This window comes from Pseudomonas sp. GWSMS-1, assembly GCF_049847425.1.
Lineage (GTDB): Bacteria > Pseudomonadota > Gammaproteobacteria > Pseudomonadales > Pseudomonadaceae > Aquipseudomonas.
Genome location: NZ_JBMHHV010000005.1, coordinates 1662174 through 1675763 on the forward strand (window position 1 = coordinate 1662174; position 13590 = coordinate 1675763).

Genomic DNA, 13590 nt, shown 5'->3' on the forward strand with positions numbered 1-13590 from the left:
GAAACAAAACGCGTCTTAGCAAACCCCAAGACCCAGCTGCAAAAACGCCAGGCCACTTTGCAACCAGCCCCACCAGGCCAGGCCCAGGAGCAACATGCCGCCCATTACCAGCGCAGTATTCAAGCCATAGTCTGTATTCATACATTCGCCTCCTGTTGTTGCAAGCGTGGCACCGGTTGCTCACGTACTGGCCAGTTCAGCGCAGCGGCCAGCAGGCTGAGCAGTATGGCAATCTGCCAGACCAGATCATAACTGCCCGTATGGTCATACAGATAGCCGCCCATCCAGCCGCCGAGAAAAGCCCCAGCTGGTGGAACAGGAACACGATACCGCCGAGCATCGACAGGTTACGCACCCCAAACAAGGTTGCCACGGTGCCATTGGTCAACGGCACCGTTGAAAGCCACAGCAGCCCCATGGCCACGCCAAAGGCGTAGGCACTCCAGACGCTCAGCGGCGTCAGGATAAACGCCAGAATCACCACGGCACGGGCCAGGTACAAAGCGCTGAGCAAACGCGGCTTGGACATCCGTCCACCCAGCAGGCCGGCAATATAGGTACCAAAGATATTGAACAAGCCCACCAAGGCCAGCACTGTGGTGCCCACTAGCGCCGGCAGGTGCTGATCGACCAGATAAGCCGGCAGGTGCACGCCAATAAACACCACCTGAAACCCGCAAACAAAAAAGCCTAACGCCAACAGCCAGAAGCCCGAGTGTGCGCAGGCCTCACGCAGCGCTTCACCCAACGTCTGCTCCACCCCTGTAGGCGCTAACGGGGTGTCTTTGAGCATGGCTGCCAACGGAATGATTAGCGCAACCAACAGCCCCAACGCCATCAGCGCGACCGACCAGCCCAACCAGCTGATAAGGCCCAGGGTGCCGGGTAGCATGGCAAACTGGCCGAACGACCCGGCTGCCGCGGCCAGTCCCATGGCCATGCTGCGCTTTTCCATCGGTACCGCGCGGCCAACCGCGCCGAGAATCACCGAGAACGAGGTGCCGGACAAACCGATACCGATCAGCACGCCGGCACTCAGCGACAGGCTCACTGCGGAGTCGGCAAGGCCCATAAAGCCCAAGCCAATGGCATACAGAATACCGCCCACAATCACCGTACTGCGGGCGCCGAAACGGTCGGCCAAGGCGCCGGTAAACGGCTGAGTCAGCCCCCAGATCAGGTTCTGCAGGGCGATGGCGAAGGCAAATACCTCACGCCCCCAACCGAACTCGGCGCTCATCGGCGGCAAGAACAGACCAAAGCCATGACGAATGCCCAGTGACAGGGCCAGGATCAGTGATGCGCCCAGCAGAATCCAAAAACTGCCGCGCCCGATTGTCTTCATAACCCGTCCCTTGTGATGACAACTGATTGATCACGACCCGCTAGATTGAGCCCCGGCTAAATACCTGGCAAGCCGACTATCGGCTAATCTCGACCCGCTGAAATGACCGTCTGAGCAACAGTCGTCGCCGCCTGTGCTCAGCCACAATGCGCTAGCGCTTAAAAGGCCAAGGCCACCAGCACAGCGCACTCGACAAGCTCTAGCAGTGCCCCGGCGGTATCCCCTGTAGTGCCGCCCAAACGCTTGAGCATCACACTGCGCAGCCAGAGGAAAACCAACCCAGCTACTAGCAAGGCGAGCACCGCAGACCAGCCCAGCAGCAACATACCCAGGCCATGAGCAGCCAATACCCAGGGCAGTTGCTGACGCGGCAGATGTTCAGCCAACGCTTGGCCCAATCCGCCTGCCCGCACATAGGGCGTTGTAAGAAACAACAGCGGCAATAGCGCACGTGCCAGCCACGGTACCAACAGCACCAGTAAACCGTTGTCGTGTTCCAGCAAGGCCACCAGCGCGGCAAACTTGAGTAACAGCAGCAGCACCAGCACCACCACAGCAATAGGTCCGCTGCGCGGGTCTTTCATAATGCTCAGGGTGCGCTCTTTATCGCCGAAGCCGCCCACCCAAGCATCGGCGCTGTCGGCCAGACCATCCAGATGCAGCCCTCCACTGATCCCGACCCACAGCGCCAGCAATAGCGCCGCCTGCAGCAACACGCTTGCATCGGCCAGCAGGTGCTGCGCAGCGAGCAGCAGCAGGCCGATCAACAGCCCCACCAGCGGATAGAAAAGCAGCGAGCGGCCACTCTGCTCGGCTGTCGGCATGCCGGCCAACGTCACCGGCAAACGCGTTAGAAACTGCAGCGCAATCCACCAGGGCGTCATGCCAACTCCCGCAGTTCGCCCTGCTCATCCAAGCTGAGTTGAAAACGCTCGGCATGGCCCACCACTACCTGTAACAGATCTTTGCGCGGCAAGCCCCGCGCCCGCGCCAGCAACAGACGCATTACCCCGCCATGGGTAACCAGCAGTAAACGTTCGCCAGCATGACGTGCCTGCAAGCGCTGCAATGCACTCAACACGCGTGCTTCAAATGCCAGCAGCGACTCCCCCTCAGGCGGAGTGAAGGCATAGGGATCGTTCCAGAAGCGGCCCAATGCATCAGCGCTGGTTTGCATCAAATCGGCGGTACTGCAGCCTTCCCAGGCACCAAAATGCAGCTCTTGCAGGTCGGGTTCCAGGCTCAGCGGCACGCCCTGTTGCGTGGCCAGTTCTTCGGCAAACCGCGCGCAACGCTGCAAAGGCGAGCTGATCAGTCGATCCCAGCGGCTGCCGTCGGCGACTGCCGTGCGCAGTTGCGCCCACCCTGTAGCGGTCAACGCATCATCCAGGCTGCCACGCAGGCCGCCACCCAGTTCGGTTTCACCGTGCCGCAGTAACTCCAGGTACACCGTCATAGCGGACGATCGGCTACTGCCGCCTCGGCAAAGGTGGCCATATCGTTGTGCAGGCTGCAGGCCAGTCGTAGCAGCGGCACGGCCAGGGCCGCCCCACTGCCCTCACCCAGGCGCAGGCCAAGATCGAGCAACGGCTCAGCTTGCAGCGCGTGTAGTACCCGCTGGTGCCCGGGCTCAGCCCCGCTGTGGGCAAACAGCAGCCAGTCACGGCAAGCCGGGTTGAGACGCACGGCCAACAAGGCTGCGACGCTGCAGATAAAACCGTCCACCAGCGCAGTGATGCCCTGCTGCGCACAGGCGATATAGGCACCCGTGAGGGCCGCTATCTCGAACCCGCCAAGGCGTTGCAGTATCTCAAAAGGCTCACTAAGCGAGGGACGATGCAACGCCAGTGCTACTTCAATCACCTCGGCTTTGCGCGCCACGCCTGCGCTGTCCAGGCCGGTGCCCGGTCCGGCCAGCGCCAACGCTGAGCACTCCAGCAGTACACAGGCCATCGCCGTGGCTGAGGTGGTATTGCCGATGCCCATCTCGCCACCGATAAACAGCTGGCTGCCCGCTTCTTGGGCCTGCCGCACGCTGGACTGTCCAACATCCAAGGCCAGGCGTAACTGATCAGCGCTCATTGCCGAGGCGCGGGCAAAATTCTCGGTACCTGGGCCAATGGGCAAATGGCGCACGCCAGCCAGCGGCTCCAGTGGCACGGCGAGGCCCAGGTCGATCACCTCAAGCGTCGCGCCCAGCTGCTTGGCCAACACACTGATCGCCGCCCCACCGCTGACAAAGTTACGCAACATTTGCCCAGTAACCGCCTGGGGATAGGCCGACACGCCTTCGGCAACCACACCGTGATCGCCGGCAAAAATACTGATCCACAACTGCTCGACCTGCGGCCGCTGGCTGCCCTGCATGGTTGCCAGGGCGATGGCCAATTGTTCCAGCTGTCCGAGCGAACCCGCAGGCTTAGTCAGTTGCTGCTGGCGCGCTTGCGCCTGGCTGCGCGCAAACATGTCCAGTGCCTGACAACCTTGCTGCCACCATTGCTCACTCATAGTGCTTGTCCTTTTAAAACCATCGGCAAACCCGCCACGCTAAACACCACCCGCTCGCAACGCTCGGCCAGGGCCTGATGGAGCCAGCCCGCCTCGTCGACATAGCGACGGGTCAGTTCGCCCAGTGGCACGACACCCAGCCCCGTTTCATTACTGACGAAAATAATCCGCCCTGGCAGACCGGCCAGGCACTCAAGCAGCGCATCGCGCTCGGCACTCAGACGTGCGGGGTCATCCAGCATTAAAAGATTGGTCAGCCACAGGGTCAGGCAATCAACCAGCAAGCATTTATCTGCGCCCGCCTGTTCACGCAGCACCCGCGCCAGGTTCAGCGGTTCTTCCACCAATCCCCAGGCGGCCGGGCGGCGTTCGCGATGATGTTCGATACGCGCATTCATTTCGCCATCCAGCGCCTGACTGGTGGCGATATAGATCACTCCCAGGCCAGACTCGCGAGCCAGCTTCTCGGCCAACCGACTCTTGCCAGAGCGGGCACCGCCCAAAATCAGTTCAAGCATGGATCACCTTTTTTGAATAGTGCACCCTAACCGTTGGAGGGGCCGGGCGGCGATCCGCTTTAGCCGCGAAACACGCCGAACTAACCACTCGCGGCTAAAGCCCCTCCCACAAATAACAGTCATAGGCCACATAGCGTTCGCAGCCGCTCGACATCCAGATGCGCCTCAACCAGATCGGCCAGGCGCTCGATATCACGCTCGCGCAAGGCGTGGTAGTCCACGTGCTGCACCTCGCGTAACCCAGCCCAACGCAACAGCGCGCTGCACGCTTCAGTGCGTTCAAACAAACCATGCAGATAGGTGCCCAACACCTGACCATCGGCGCTCATTCCACCATCACTGCGACCATCATCCAGGCGCACGGCCGCATTCAAGCCCGCACCGGTGCTGACCCCGGCATGAATTTCATAGCCGCTTACCGGCGCATCTTCCAGGCACAGCTGACCGTGCACATTGCGCAGCTGTTTTTCGGCTTCCAGTACCGTGCTGAAATCCAGCAAGCCCAGCCCTGCGCTGGATCCTGCGGCACCTTCAAGCCCTTGCGGATCGTCGATCTGCATACCGAGCATCTGCAACCCGCCACAAATACCGAGCACCTTGCCGCCATAACGCAGGTGTTTGTCGATAGCCGCCGGCCAGCCCTGCTCACGCAGAAATGCCAGGTCGGCGCGCACGCTTTTCGAGCCGGGCAGGATGATCAGGTCGGCGGCGGGGATCGCCTGGCCGGGGCCAACAAAGGTCAGCTCAACCTGAGGATGCAGGCGCAACGGGTCGAAATCGGTGTGGTTGCTGATCCGCGGCAACACAGGTATCAATACTTTCAGCACCTCGGCCGCCTTGGCGCTCTGGCGAATATCGATGGCGTCCTCGGCTTCCAGGTGGAAATCCATCAGGTAAGGCAACACGCCGAGTACCGGTTTACCGGTGCGCTGCTCCAGCCAGTCCAGGCCCGGCTGCAACAACGCGATATCGCCGCGAAAGCGGTTAATCACGAACCCCTGCACCCGCGCCTGCTCGGTCTCCGAGAGCAACGCCAGGGTGCCAACTAGATGCGCAAATACGCCGCCTTTGTCGATATCGGCAATCAGGATCACCGGGCAATCCACCGCCTCGGCAAAGCCCATATTGGCAATATCGCCCGCGCGCAGGTTGATCTCGGCCGGCGAACCGGCGCCCTCCACCATGACCACCGGATAAGCAGCGCTCAAACGTTGGTGCGACTGCAACACCGCCTGCATCGCCACTTTTTTGTAATCGTGATAGGCCACGGCATCCATGCTGCTCAGGGCGCGACCGTGAATAATCACCTGCGCACCGATATCGCTATTGGGCTTGAGCAGCACCGGGTTCATATCGGTATGCGGCGCCAGACCAGCCGCCTGGGCCTGCACGGCTTGAGCGCGGCCGATTTCGCCACCGTCAGCGGTCACCGCACTGTTCAGCGCCATGTTCTGCGGCTTAAACGGCACCACCGCCACGCCCTGGCGTTTAAGCCAGCGGCACAGCGCCGTCACCAGGGTGCTTTTGCCCGCATCAGAGGTGGTGCCCTGCACCATCAAAGTCGTCATGTGCGTTCCCCGGTAAAGGCGGCAAGTGACTGCTGCAAACGCTGCCAACCTGTTTCATCAGGCGGCAGGCCAAAGCGCAGGCTGAGCGGGCTGGTAAACAGCCGGGTGAGAATGCCGCGGGCGGCGAGAAACGCATGCCACTCGGCCGCCTGCGGCGTACAACAAAACTGGAACAGCGCGCAGCCGCCGCTTGGTGCCAGCCCTTGGGCGCTCAGCAGTGTGGCCAGCCGCTCGCCATCGCCCAGCAAACGCTCACGCTGCTGTCGCTGCGCGGCTTGATCCTGCAGCAGCGCCGTTGCCACCACCCGGCTCGGCCCACTGATCGTCCAAGGCCCGAGCAGTTCTGCCAACTGCTGCAATACGCTTGGCTGGGCCAGCACAAAGCCCAGGCGAATCCCCGCCAGGCCAAAAAACTTGCCGAATGAGCGCAGCACGATCAGCCCCGGACGCTGGCTAAATGCCGCAAGGCTGTATGCGGGGGTGCAGTCAATAAAAGCCTCATCCACCACCAGCCAACCGCCACGCTCGGCTAAGCGCGCCTGCCAGTCCAGCAGTTGCTGAGGTTCGAAACGGCGCCCCGTGGGGTTATTCGGATTGACCAACAGCAGCACATCCAGGCGTGCCAGCGCGCCCTCGATAGCGTCCTCGCTGATCTCCAGCAGCTGATGCCCTTCACGCTGCCAGGCGGCGGCGTGCTCGGCGTAGGCCGGCGAAACGATGCCGACCGTGACATTGCGCAGCAGCCGCGGCAACGCCTGAATGGCGGCCTGGGAGCCCGCCACCGGCAGCAGGTTGCTCACCCCGTAGTAGTCACGGGCAGCGATCTCCAGGTCGTCCTGCGGCTCGGGCAGACGCGCCCAGGCGCTGGCAGGAATCGACGGCAGCGGCCAAGCATAGGGCGCGATACCGGTGGACAGGTCCAGCCAATCCGCCAGAGCAATGCCATAGCGCTCTGAGGCCTCACGCAAGCGGCCACCATGTTCAAGCATAAACAGCCCCCCACAACAACAGCAGCGCCAGCCATAGCAATACACCGCCATTGACCAGGTTAAGGGCGCGTTCGATATCACGCGCCCTGGGCGCTGGCCCCGCACCCAGGTCAGGCCGCACATGCAGCTCGCCGTGATATTCCGCTGCGCCACCCAGGCTGACAGCCAGCGCCCCGGCCCCGGCCGCCATGACCGGACCGGCATTCGGGCTGTCCCATTGCGGCGCTTGGGTGCGCCAGCAGCGCAGCGCTAAAGCGGTACGCCCGAGCAACGCATAGGTCAACGCGACCAGCCGCGCCGGAAGGTAGTTGAGCCCGTCGTCAATCTTCGCCGCCGCCCAGCCGAAACGCTCGAAACGCTCGTTGCGATAGCCCCACATGGCGTCCAGGGTATTGCTCAGGCGATACAGCACCACACCCGGCGCGCCGGCAACCACAAACCAGAACAGTGCGGCGAACACCGCGTCGCTGCCATTTTCCAGCACCGATTCGGTACCCGCGCGGGCCACGCCAGTTGCATCCAGCGCGGCGGTATTGCGACTCACCATATAGCCGACGCGCTCGCGCGCTAGGGCCAGGTCGCCTAGACGCAGGGCGCGCGCTACTGGCATTGCATGTTCACCCAGGCTTTTCAGGCCCAGTGCTGCATACAACGCGAGAATCTCCAGTGCCCAGCCCAGCCCGCTGATCTGGCTCAGCAGCCATGCCAACAGAGTCAATGGCAACACCGCCAGGCACCAAGCTGTCACACCATGGCTACGCCAACCGCCCCCTGCAGGATTGAAGCGCTGCTCAATGCGCTCAGCCAACTGCCCGAACGCCACCAGCGGGTGCCACCCCTTTGACTCGCCAAAAACCGCGTCCAGGGCGACCCCCGCGCAGGTGCTAAGCACCACACTCATGGCGTGCCCCAGTGGTTCTCAAACAGCAGCTCACTGAGCGGCCGTGGCGTCGCCCAACCTTCCTGTACCAGCATCGGTGCGTCATAGAACGCGTCTACCGGGCCCAAGCACAAAACCGCCAGCGGCTTACTGCCCGCTGGCATGCCAAGCAGATCGGCCAGAGCCTGGGGTTCGAATAGCGAGACCCAGCCCATGCCTAAACCTTCAGCGCGCGCAGCCAGCCAAAGATTCTGGATCGCGCAGGCCAAGGAGGCCTGATCCATTTCCGGCAAGGTGCGACGACCAAATACGTGGGCCTCGCGGCCGTCCATCAGCGCCACCACCAGCAGCTCGGCACAGTCGCGAATACCCTCGACCTTGAGCCGCATAAACGCATCGCTGCGCTCGCCCAGCGCATCGGCCGTGCGCACCCGCTCCTCTTCCACCAGGCCGTGAATCGATTCGCGTAACGCCGGCTGGGTGATGCGGATAAATCGCCAGGGCTGCATTAAGCCGACGCTGGGCGCCTGGTGTGCGGCCTCGAGCAAACGCGCGAGCAGCTCAGGAGCCACCTCACCGCCGCTGAAATGGCGCATATCACGGCGCTCGGCAATAGCGCGGTAGACCGCTGCGCGCTCCTCTGGGCTGAAGGCGTGCTCACTCATGCTGGCGCTCCGGGGCTGAACAATGCTGCCGCTGCAGCCGGGTCGGACGGCAGATAGAAATGGATATAGGACGCCGTCAGCCGGCCCTGGCGATAGACCGCCTCGGCGGTGCGTTTGTAGTTAGGGCACTCGCCACGGGTCAGCGGTTGCAGCTCACTGCTCAAGGCTGAGTAGTGGAAGCTGTGGCCGCGCAACAGGCCCTCCGGCAGTTCGGCTTGCTGCAAGGCCATGGCGGTCATGCGTGGTTGCAACGTCGCCTCGCCGTTTAACAAGCCGAGCATCTTCCCACTCGCGCCCTGCTTGTCAGTCAGCTTGTCGAGCAGGTAAAGCATGCCGCCGCACTCCGCGTGAATCGGCTTACCCGCCGCATGGTGCGCGCGAATAGCCTGCGCCATCGCCTGGTTGCCCTCCAGCTGCGCCAAATGCAGCTCCGGGTACCCGCCAGGCAGATAAAGGCTGTCGACCTCGGGCAGCTGCGCATCGTTCAGCGGCGAGAAAAACGTAAGCTCGGCACCCAACTCACGCAGCAAATCCAGGTTGGCCTGATAGAGAAAGGCAAAGCCGCTGTCTCGCGCCACACCAATGCGCACGCCCTTAAGCAAGGGCGCAGGCCTTGCCTGCTCAGGTGCGGCGAAGCTGACAGGCGGTGGCAGCGCCGTATCGGCGCTGGCAGCCAAGGCATCGGCAGCGGCATCGAGGCGCGCATCCAGGTCGGCCAATTCAGCGGCCTGGACCAACCCCAAATGGCGGCTCGGTAAGGCGACTTCGGCGCTACGCGGCAATGCACCGTACCAGCGGATTGAAGCCGGCAAGGCGTCGCGCAAAATCTCGCCATGGCGCACGCTCCCGACCCGGTTACCCAGTACCCCGGAAAACGGCAGATCCGGTTGGAAGGTCGCCAGACCATGGGCCATGGCGCCGAAGGTCTGGGCCATGGCTGAGCCATCAATAACCGCCAACACCGGCACAGCGAAGTGACGCGCCAAGTCGGCCGCCGATGGATTGCCATCAAACAGCCCCATCACCCCTTCGATCAGAATCAGATCGGCTTCGCCAGCCGCTTCCCAGAGCAAGCGCCGGCTCTCGTCCGCACCGACCATCCACAGATCGAGCTGATACACCGGTGCACCGCTGGCGCGGGCCAGAATCATCGGGTCGAGAAAGTCCGGGCCGCACTTAAACACCCGCACACGCCTGCCCTGGCGCGTATGCAAACGCGCCAGCGCCGCTGTCACAGTGGTTTTACCCTGGCCGGAAGCCGGCGCGGCAATCAACAGTGCGGGACAGGCACGTGCAGCGCAGTCGCTCATTAAAACTCGACTCCCTTCTGCGCTTTGACTCCGGCTTTGAAGGCATGCTTGACCAAGCTCATTTCGGTCACAGTGTCTGCTGCCTCAATCATCCCCGGCAACGCGCCGCGGCCGGTCACCACCACATGCTGTAACAGCGGCCGGGCTTCGATATCGGCCAGCACCGCATCCAGCTCCAGATAGCCGTATTTCAGCGCGATATTCAGCTCGTCCAGCACCACCAGGCCAATGCCCGGATCGTTAAGCAGCTGCACCGCCACTGCCCAGGCCTCGCGGGCCTTGTCGATGTCGCGCTGGCGGTCCTGGGTTTCCCAGGTAAAGCCTTCGCCCATCACGTGGTAGCTGACTTCATCAGGAAAACGCCGGAAGAACGCTTCCTCGCCGGTGCTGGCTGCGCCCTTGATAAATTGCACCACACCCACTTTGATACCGTGGCCCAGCGCGCGCGCGACCATACCAAAGGCGCTGCTGCTCTTACCCTTGCCGTTACCGCTGTGCACCAGCAGCAGCCCATACTCGTCCTGGGACTGAGCGATTTTTTCATCGATCAGGGCTTTCTTTCGTTGCATCCGTGCACGGTGCCGCTCGTCACGTTCGATAGACTCAGTCATCACTTGGCTCCCAGGCTAAGGCGCTGGCCAAACAGCGCCAACGAAGCAATATAAAGCGCACTGCCCACCCCGACATAAAACGTCATGTTGGACAAAAAGCGCGGGTAGTATTCGACGATACGCGGCAGCCAGGCCGCCAGAGTCGGCTCAGGATAACGGCCGGAGAAGAAGTAAAAACCACCGCCGGAAATCAGGTAGCAGACAAAAGCGCTGACCGCGACAACCGCAGCCAACAGCAACAGGCTTTGCAAGGTGTCACGATGCCAGCCGGCATACAGTCGCCCGCCCAGCCACAGGCTGGCGTAAGCCGGCACCAGCAACCAGTATGCGGGCGACAGGCACCAGTCACTCACCGTACCGCTGGTCATCATAGAGAAGTCCAGGGCACTGGCCAGCACAAACAGGCCAGCAAAAACCCAGCGTGGTCGCAACAGCACGCCGGCCAGGAAAAACACCGCCCAGGAGGCGCTGGGCAGGTTGATGCTGGCGAAGTGACTGCCACGCGTCATGGCCAGCAGCAACGCCAGGACGATGCCCGTTAGTAGCTGAGCACGGGTTGAAAGAATGGGCATGGGTATCTCCTCAGAGCGCTTGGTAGCGCAGGGTCAGGTAAAAGGCGCGGCCAGGTTGTTCGTAGGTCTGCGCCGTTTCGTAGTCACGGTCGAAGAGGTTGCTGACCTTGGCCTGCAGACGCCATTCGCTGTCGATGTGGTACTCGCCACGCAGATCGACCAAGGCATAGCCGGGCAGGCGTGAATCTTCGGTGTTGCTGGCGTCGTTAAACCGCTGGCTGGCAGCGAACAACGTGGCACCGACGCCAAACGAGCCGATGCGGCGGTCGGCGTCGATATTGAAGGTGCGCTTGGCTCGCCGCGCCAACTGATGTCCATGGTTTTCCTGGCTACGGTCCTGCGGGTCGAGCAGCGTCAGGGTGGCTGCTAGGTCCCAATTCTCCAGCTGCGTACGCGCACTCGACTCGAGGCCGCGAATACGCGCGGATTCGACGTTCTGTGGGCGCATCGGCTTACTACCGGCCCAAACAATCAGGTCGTCGATCTGGTTTTCAAAAACGCTGAGACGCCATTCACCCCAGCCAGCATCGCCCTGCAGGCCGAGCTCGTAGTTTTCCGACTTTTCCGGTTTAAGGTCGGGGTTACCCGCGGTGGAACCGCTGTTCGGGGTATACAGGTCATTAAAGGTCGGCGCACGGAAGGCGGTACCGTAGGCAGCACTCAACGTCAGACTTTCGCTGAGCTCGTAGCTCCAGCCTAGGTTGCCAGTATCGTGCTCGCCGAACTGCTGGTTGTCGTCGCGGCGCAACCCGACGGACACGCCATGTCGACCGAAACGGCCCTGGTACTGAGTGTAATAACCGCGATTATCGCGGGAGTCCTCAGCATAGGTGTCGGATGTGTCGATACGGTCCTGCTGGTAATCAAAACCCAGGCTCAACAGTTGCTCGGGCGTCAGGCTAAAGTCGTTCTGCCAAGCAAAGGTGTCGCGCTCGGTGTCGAAGCGCGAGTAAAAACCTCCATCCCGGAAGTTGTCGGTGCGATCTTCGCTGTGACCGGCCTGCAAGGTCACATCCCAGGGCTCTAAGGGAGTGAAACGGGCACGCCCGCCAAGCACCTGTTGCTCTCCATCGGCATAGCTGAAGCGCCCGGTTTTGCCGGAGCTGCTGCGCAGGTCCTGGTCGCTGTGGATGCTCGATTGCAACCAACTGCCGTCCAGCTCCAGGCCGTTAACGAAGCGGTAGCCACCGCGCAATGAACCGGCCAGCTGGCGATAGCCATCGGCGTCTGGCTCGTAGGCACCTACGGCGCTAGGCCGGTAAGCGCGGGCATTAATCCCGTCGGTATCTTCGCTGCTCACGCCAAGGTCAAACCAACCATTCTGCGAACCACCGGCCAGGCCAGCATTAGCGCTGTGGCTGGAGCGCGTGCCGGTACCCAACGCCAGGTAAGGTTTGAGCCCCTGCTTTGCGCCGCGCCGGGTGAAAATTTGAATCACCCCGCCGAGCGCCTCGGAACCATACAGACTGGAACGCGGGCCGCGCACCACCTCAATGCGTTCGACCAGCGCTAATGGAATGTCCTGCAGGGCGGCAGCACCGGAGGTGGCGGAACCCACCTTAACCCCGTCAATCAGCACCAATAGCTGCTTTTCACTGGTGCCACGCAGGTACAACGAGGTGCTTTTGCCGCGGCCGCCATTGCTAACGATCTGCACACCGGCGAGGCCGCGCAGCATGTCCGGCACGCTCTGCGCCTGGCTGCGCTCGATATCTTCACGGGTAATCACACTGCTCGACGCCACCGAGACCAACGGCGTAGCCGTACGCGTGGCGGTGACCACCTGCTGAGCGAGGTTGAGGGGTTCTGCTTGTGCCGTTAAAAAAGGACTACAGCCCAGCCATAAAAGAACGGCCGGACGTTTATAAAAGGTGCGAAACAATGCCTGATTCTCCATCGCGCCGCCCGCGCGATACTGCTGAATAAAACATTGGGAGAACAGCATAGGCAGATAGAGCAGCAATACAGCCACATCAGCCCGGCAACGCCCTCCGCAATGCCGTGGATGCAGCAGGCCGGTCTCCGGGCTTACGAGTGGAACCTTGAGGTTCCCGGATCGCGCCTTCCCATGCCGGTGGGCACAGTGGCTAGTGGCGATCTTTGACTCGTTTACCGTTGCGGGGGCAGCGCCGAAATAGTTGCGTGGTTAACACGTAACGCACCGGCTTCCCTGTTTCACCCTTTGAACGCTATGCGTTTGGGGCACCTGTTGCAGGCGCGCAGGGTAGAGACTTGCATACAGAGCGTCAACGCATAACGCCGCGCATAGCGCCGACGCCTCACGTGCCACTCAATGCCGCGGCATAAAACCCGCCGGCTTGCTCGCCAACCACTCAACAAAGGTACGCAAGCGCTCATCACTGAGCAGGCTGTCACGATTGTTGTAGGTCAGCGCCAGCTCTTTTTCGCTGAACAGCCGATGGATCTGGTTGTGACAGGCACGGCACACCCAGAGCGTGGCGCTGATGCGCTCACTTTTGCCGAAGCGTTTTTGCACGTAAACCTTGTTGTGCAGTGCCTTGGGGATCAAGTGATGGCGCGTCAGCAGCGCAGCGCGGGCGCAAAGTTCACAGGCGTCAGGTTGTTCGGGCAGGCGAATCGGTTCGGGCATACAAGCAACGCCG

14 protein-coding genes, 1 pseudogene and 1 riboswitch are annotated in these 13590 nt (G+C 62.0%); all 15 genes and pseudogenes read right to left on the reverse strand.

What is annotated here, in order from left to right; genetic code table 11:
• Positions 1-15: 15 nt before the first annotated feature.
• The gene (locus tag ACEPAJ_RS11230) at positions 16-141 is read right to left on the reverse strand and encodes a hypothetical protein (protein ID WP_274088708.1); all 126 of its coding nucleotides are present in this window, start codon (positions 139-141) and stop codon (positions 16-18) included.
• Positions 138-1336 (reverse strand): annotated as a pseudogene (locus ACEPAJ_RS11235) (MFS transporter). The gene ACEPAJ_RS11230 and the pseudogene ACEPAJ_RS11235 overlap by 4 nt, the downstream one beginning before the upstream one ends.
• Before the next feature lie 167 nt (positions 1337-1503).
• Positions 1504-2229, reverse strand: a complete 726-nt coding sequence (locus tag ACEPAJ_RS11240; protein WP_425914892.1) for an adenosylcobinamide-GDP ribazoletransferase — start codon at positions 2227-2229, stop codon at positions 1504-1506.
• Positions 2226-2801, reverse strand: coding sequence for an alpha-ribazole phosphatase family protein (gene cobC / locus ACEPAJ_RS11245; protein ID WP_425914893.1), 576 nt, complete (start codon positions 2799-2801; stop codon positions 2226-2228). The genes ACEPAJ_RS11240 and cobC overlap by 4 nt, the downstream gene beginning before the upstream one ends.
• Positions 2798-3853 carry a nicotinate-nucleotide--dimethylbenzimidazole phosphoribosyltransferase gene (gene cobT, locus ACEPAJ_RS11250; protein ID WP_425914894.1) on the reverse strand — a complete coding sequence of 352 codons (1056 nt, stop codon included), beginning with the start codon at positions 3851-3853 and terminating at the stop codon, positions 2798-2800. The genes cobC and cobT overlap by 4 nt, the downstream gene beginning before the upstream one ends.
• Positions 3850-4371 (reverse strand): bifunctional adenosylcobinamide kinase/adenosylcobinamide-phosphate guanylyltransferase, encoded by a 522-nt coding sequence (cobU, locus tag ACEPAJ_RS11255; protein ID WP_425914895.1) that lies wholly within the window; start codon positions 4369-4371, stop codon positions 3850-3852. Before cobU ends, cobT begins: the two co-directional genes overlap by 4 nt.
• Positions 4372-4490: 119 nt before the next feature.
• Entirely contained in the window at positions 4491-5939 is a 1449-nt protein-coding gene (locus ACEPAJ_RS11260; protein ID WP_425914896.1) for a cobyric acid synthase, read from the reverse strand.
• Positions 5936-6928, reverse strand: a complete 993-nt coding sequence (gene cobD, locus ACEPAJ_RS11265; RefSeq protein ID WP_425914897.1) for a threonine-phosphate decarboxylase CobD — start codon at positions 6926-6928, stop codon at positions 5936-5938. Before cobD ends, ACEPAJ_RS11260 begins: the two co-directional genes overlap by 4 nt.
• A complete protein-coding gene (cbiB, locus tag ACEPAJ_RS11270; RefSeq protein ID WP_425914898.1) occupies positions 6921-7829 on the reverse strand; it encodes an adenosylcobinamide-phosphate synthase CbiB in 909 nt (302 codons plus the stop codon). Before cbiB ends, cobD begins: the two co-directional genes overlap by 8 nt.
• On the reverse strand, positions 7826-8473 hold the full coding sequence (bluB, locus tag ACEPAJ_RS11275; RefSeq protein ID WP_425914899.1) for a 5,6-dimethylbenzimidazole synthase: 648 nt from the start codon (positions 8471-8473) through the stop codon (positions 7826-7828). Before bluB ends, cbiB begins: the two co-directional genes overlap by 4 nt.
• Positions 8470-9783: a cobyrinate a,c-diamide synthase gene (locus ACEPAJ_RS11280; protein ID WP_425914900.1), complete on the reverse strand. Its 1314-nt coding sequence runs from the start codon at positions 9781-9783 to the stop codon at positions 8470-8472. Before ACEPAJ_RS11280 ends, bluB begins: the two co-directional genes overlap by 4 nt.
• A complete protein-coding gene (gene cobO, locus ACEPAJ_RS11285) occupies positions 9783-10394 on the reverse strand; it encodes a cob(I)yrinic acid a,c-diamide adenosyltransferase (RefSeq protein WP_425914901.1) in 612 nt (203 codons plus the stop codon). The genes ACEPAJ_RS11280 and cobO overlap by 1 nt, the downstream gene beginning before the upstream one ends.
• Positions 10394-10966 carry a hypothetical protein gene (locus ACEPAJ_RS11290; RefSeq protein ID WP_425914902.1) on the reverse strand — a complete coding sequence of 191 codons (573 nt, stop codon included), beginning with the start codon at positions 10964-10966 and terminating at the stop codon, positions 10394-10396. Before ACEPAJ_RS11290 ends, cobO begins: the two co-directional genes overlap by 1 nt.
• Before the next feature lie 10 nt (positions 10967-10976).
• Positions 10977-12863, reverse strand: a complete 1887-nt coding sequence (btuB, locus tag ACEPAJ_RS11295) for a TonB-dependent vitamin B12 receptor (protein ID WP_425918013.1) — start codon at positions 12861-12863, stop codon at positions 10977-10979.
• Positions 12864-12962: 99 nt separating this feature from the next.
• A riboswitch (cobalamin riboswitch) is annotated at positions 12963-13191 on the reverse strand.
• Between the two features lie 65 nt (positions 13192-13256).
• On the reverse strand, positions 13257-13577 hold the full coding sequence (locus tag ACEPAJ_RS11300) for a hypothetical protein (RefSeq protein ID WP_425914903.1): 321 nt from the start codon (positions 13575-13577) through the stop codon (positions 13257-13259).
• Positions 13578-13590: the final 13 nt, after the last annotated feature.

What these genes read in the sequence shown, in the direction of transcription:
- cobD (WP_425914897.1), bottom strand. Translation starts at nt 6,928, where the DNA reads ATGCTTGAACATGGTGGCCGCTTGCGTGAGGCCTCAGAGCGCTATGGC.
- cobU (WP_425914895.1), bottom strand. Translation starts at nt 4,371, where the DNA reads ATGCTTGAACTGATTTTGGGCGGTGCCCGCTCTGGCAAGAGTCGGTTG.
- btuB (WP_425918013.1), bottom strand. Translation starts at nt 12,863, where the DNA reads ATGGAGAATCAGGCATTGTTTCGCACCTTTTATAAACGTCCGGCCGTT.
- ACEPAJ_RS11300 (WP_425914903.1), bottom strand. Translation starts at nt 13,577, where the DNA reads ATGCCCGAACCGATTCGCCTGCCCGAACAACCTGACGCCTGTGAACTT.
- ACEPAJ_RS11230 (WP_274088708.1), bottom strand. Translation starts at nt 141, where the DNA reads ATGAATACAGACTATGGCTTGAATACTGCGCTGGTAATGGGCGGCATG.
- cbiB (WP_425914898.1), bottom strand. Translation starts at nt 7,829, where the DNA reads ATGAGTGTGGTGCTTAGCACCTGCGCGGGGGTCGCCCTGGACGCGGTT.
- ACEPAJ_RS11260 (WP_425914896.1), bottom strand. Translation starts at nt 5,939, where the DNA reads ATGACGACTTTGATGGTGCAGGGCACCACCTCTGATGCGGGCAAAAGC.
- cobC (WP_425914893.1), bottom strand. Translation starts at nt 2,801, where the DNA reads ATGACGGTGTACCTGGAGTTACTGCGGCACGGTGAAACCGAACTGGGT.
- cobT (WP_425914894.1), bottom strand. Translation starts at nt 3,853, where the DNA reads ATGAGTGAGCAATGGTGGCAGCAAGGTTGTCAGGCACTGGACATGTTT.
- ACEPAJ_RS11280 (WP_425914900.1), bottom strand. Translation starts at nt 9,783, where the DNA reads ATGAGCGACTGCGCTGCACGTGCCTGTCCCGCACTGTTGATTGCCGCG.
- ACEPAJ_RS11290 (WP_425914902.1), bottom strand. Translation starts at nt 10,966, where the DNA reads ATGCCCATTCTTTCAACCCGTGCTCAGCTACTAACGGGCATCGTCCTG.
- ACEPAJ_RS11240 (WP_425914892.1), bottom strand. Translation starts at nt 2,229, where the DNA reads ATGACGCCCTGGTGGATTGCGCTGCAGTTTCTAACGCGTTTGCCGGTG.
- bluB (WP_425914899.1), bottom strand. Translation starts at nt 8,473, where the DNA reads ATGAGTGAGCACGCCTTCAGCCCAGAGGAGCGCGCAGCGGTCTACCGC.
- cobO (WP_425914901.1), bottom strand. Translation starts at nt 10,394, where the DNA reads ATGACTGAGTCTATCGAACGTGACGAGCGGCACCGTGCACGGATGCAA.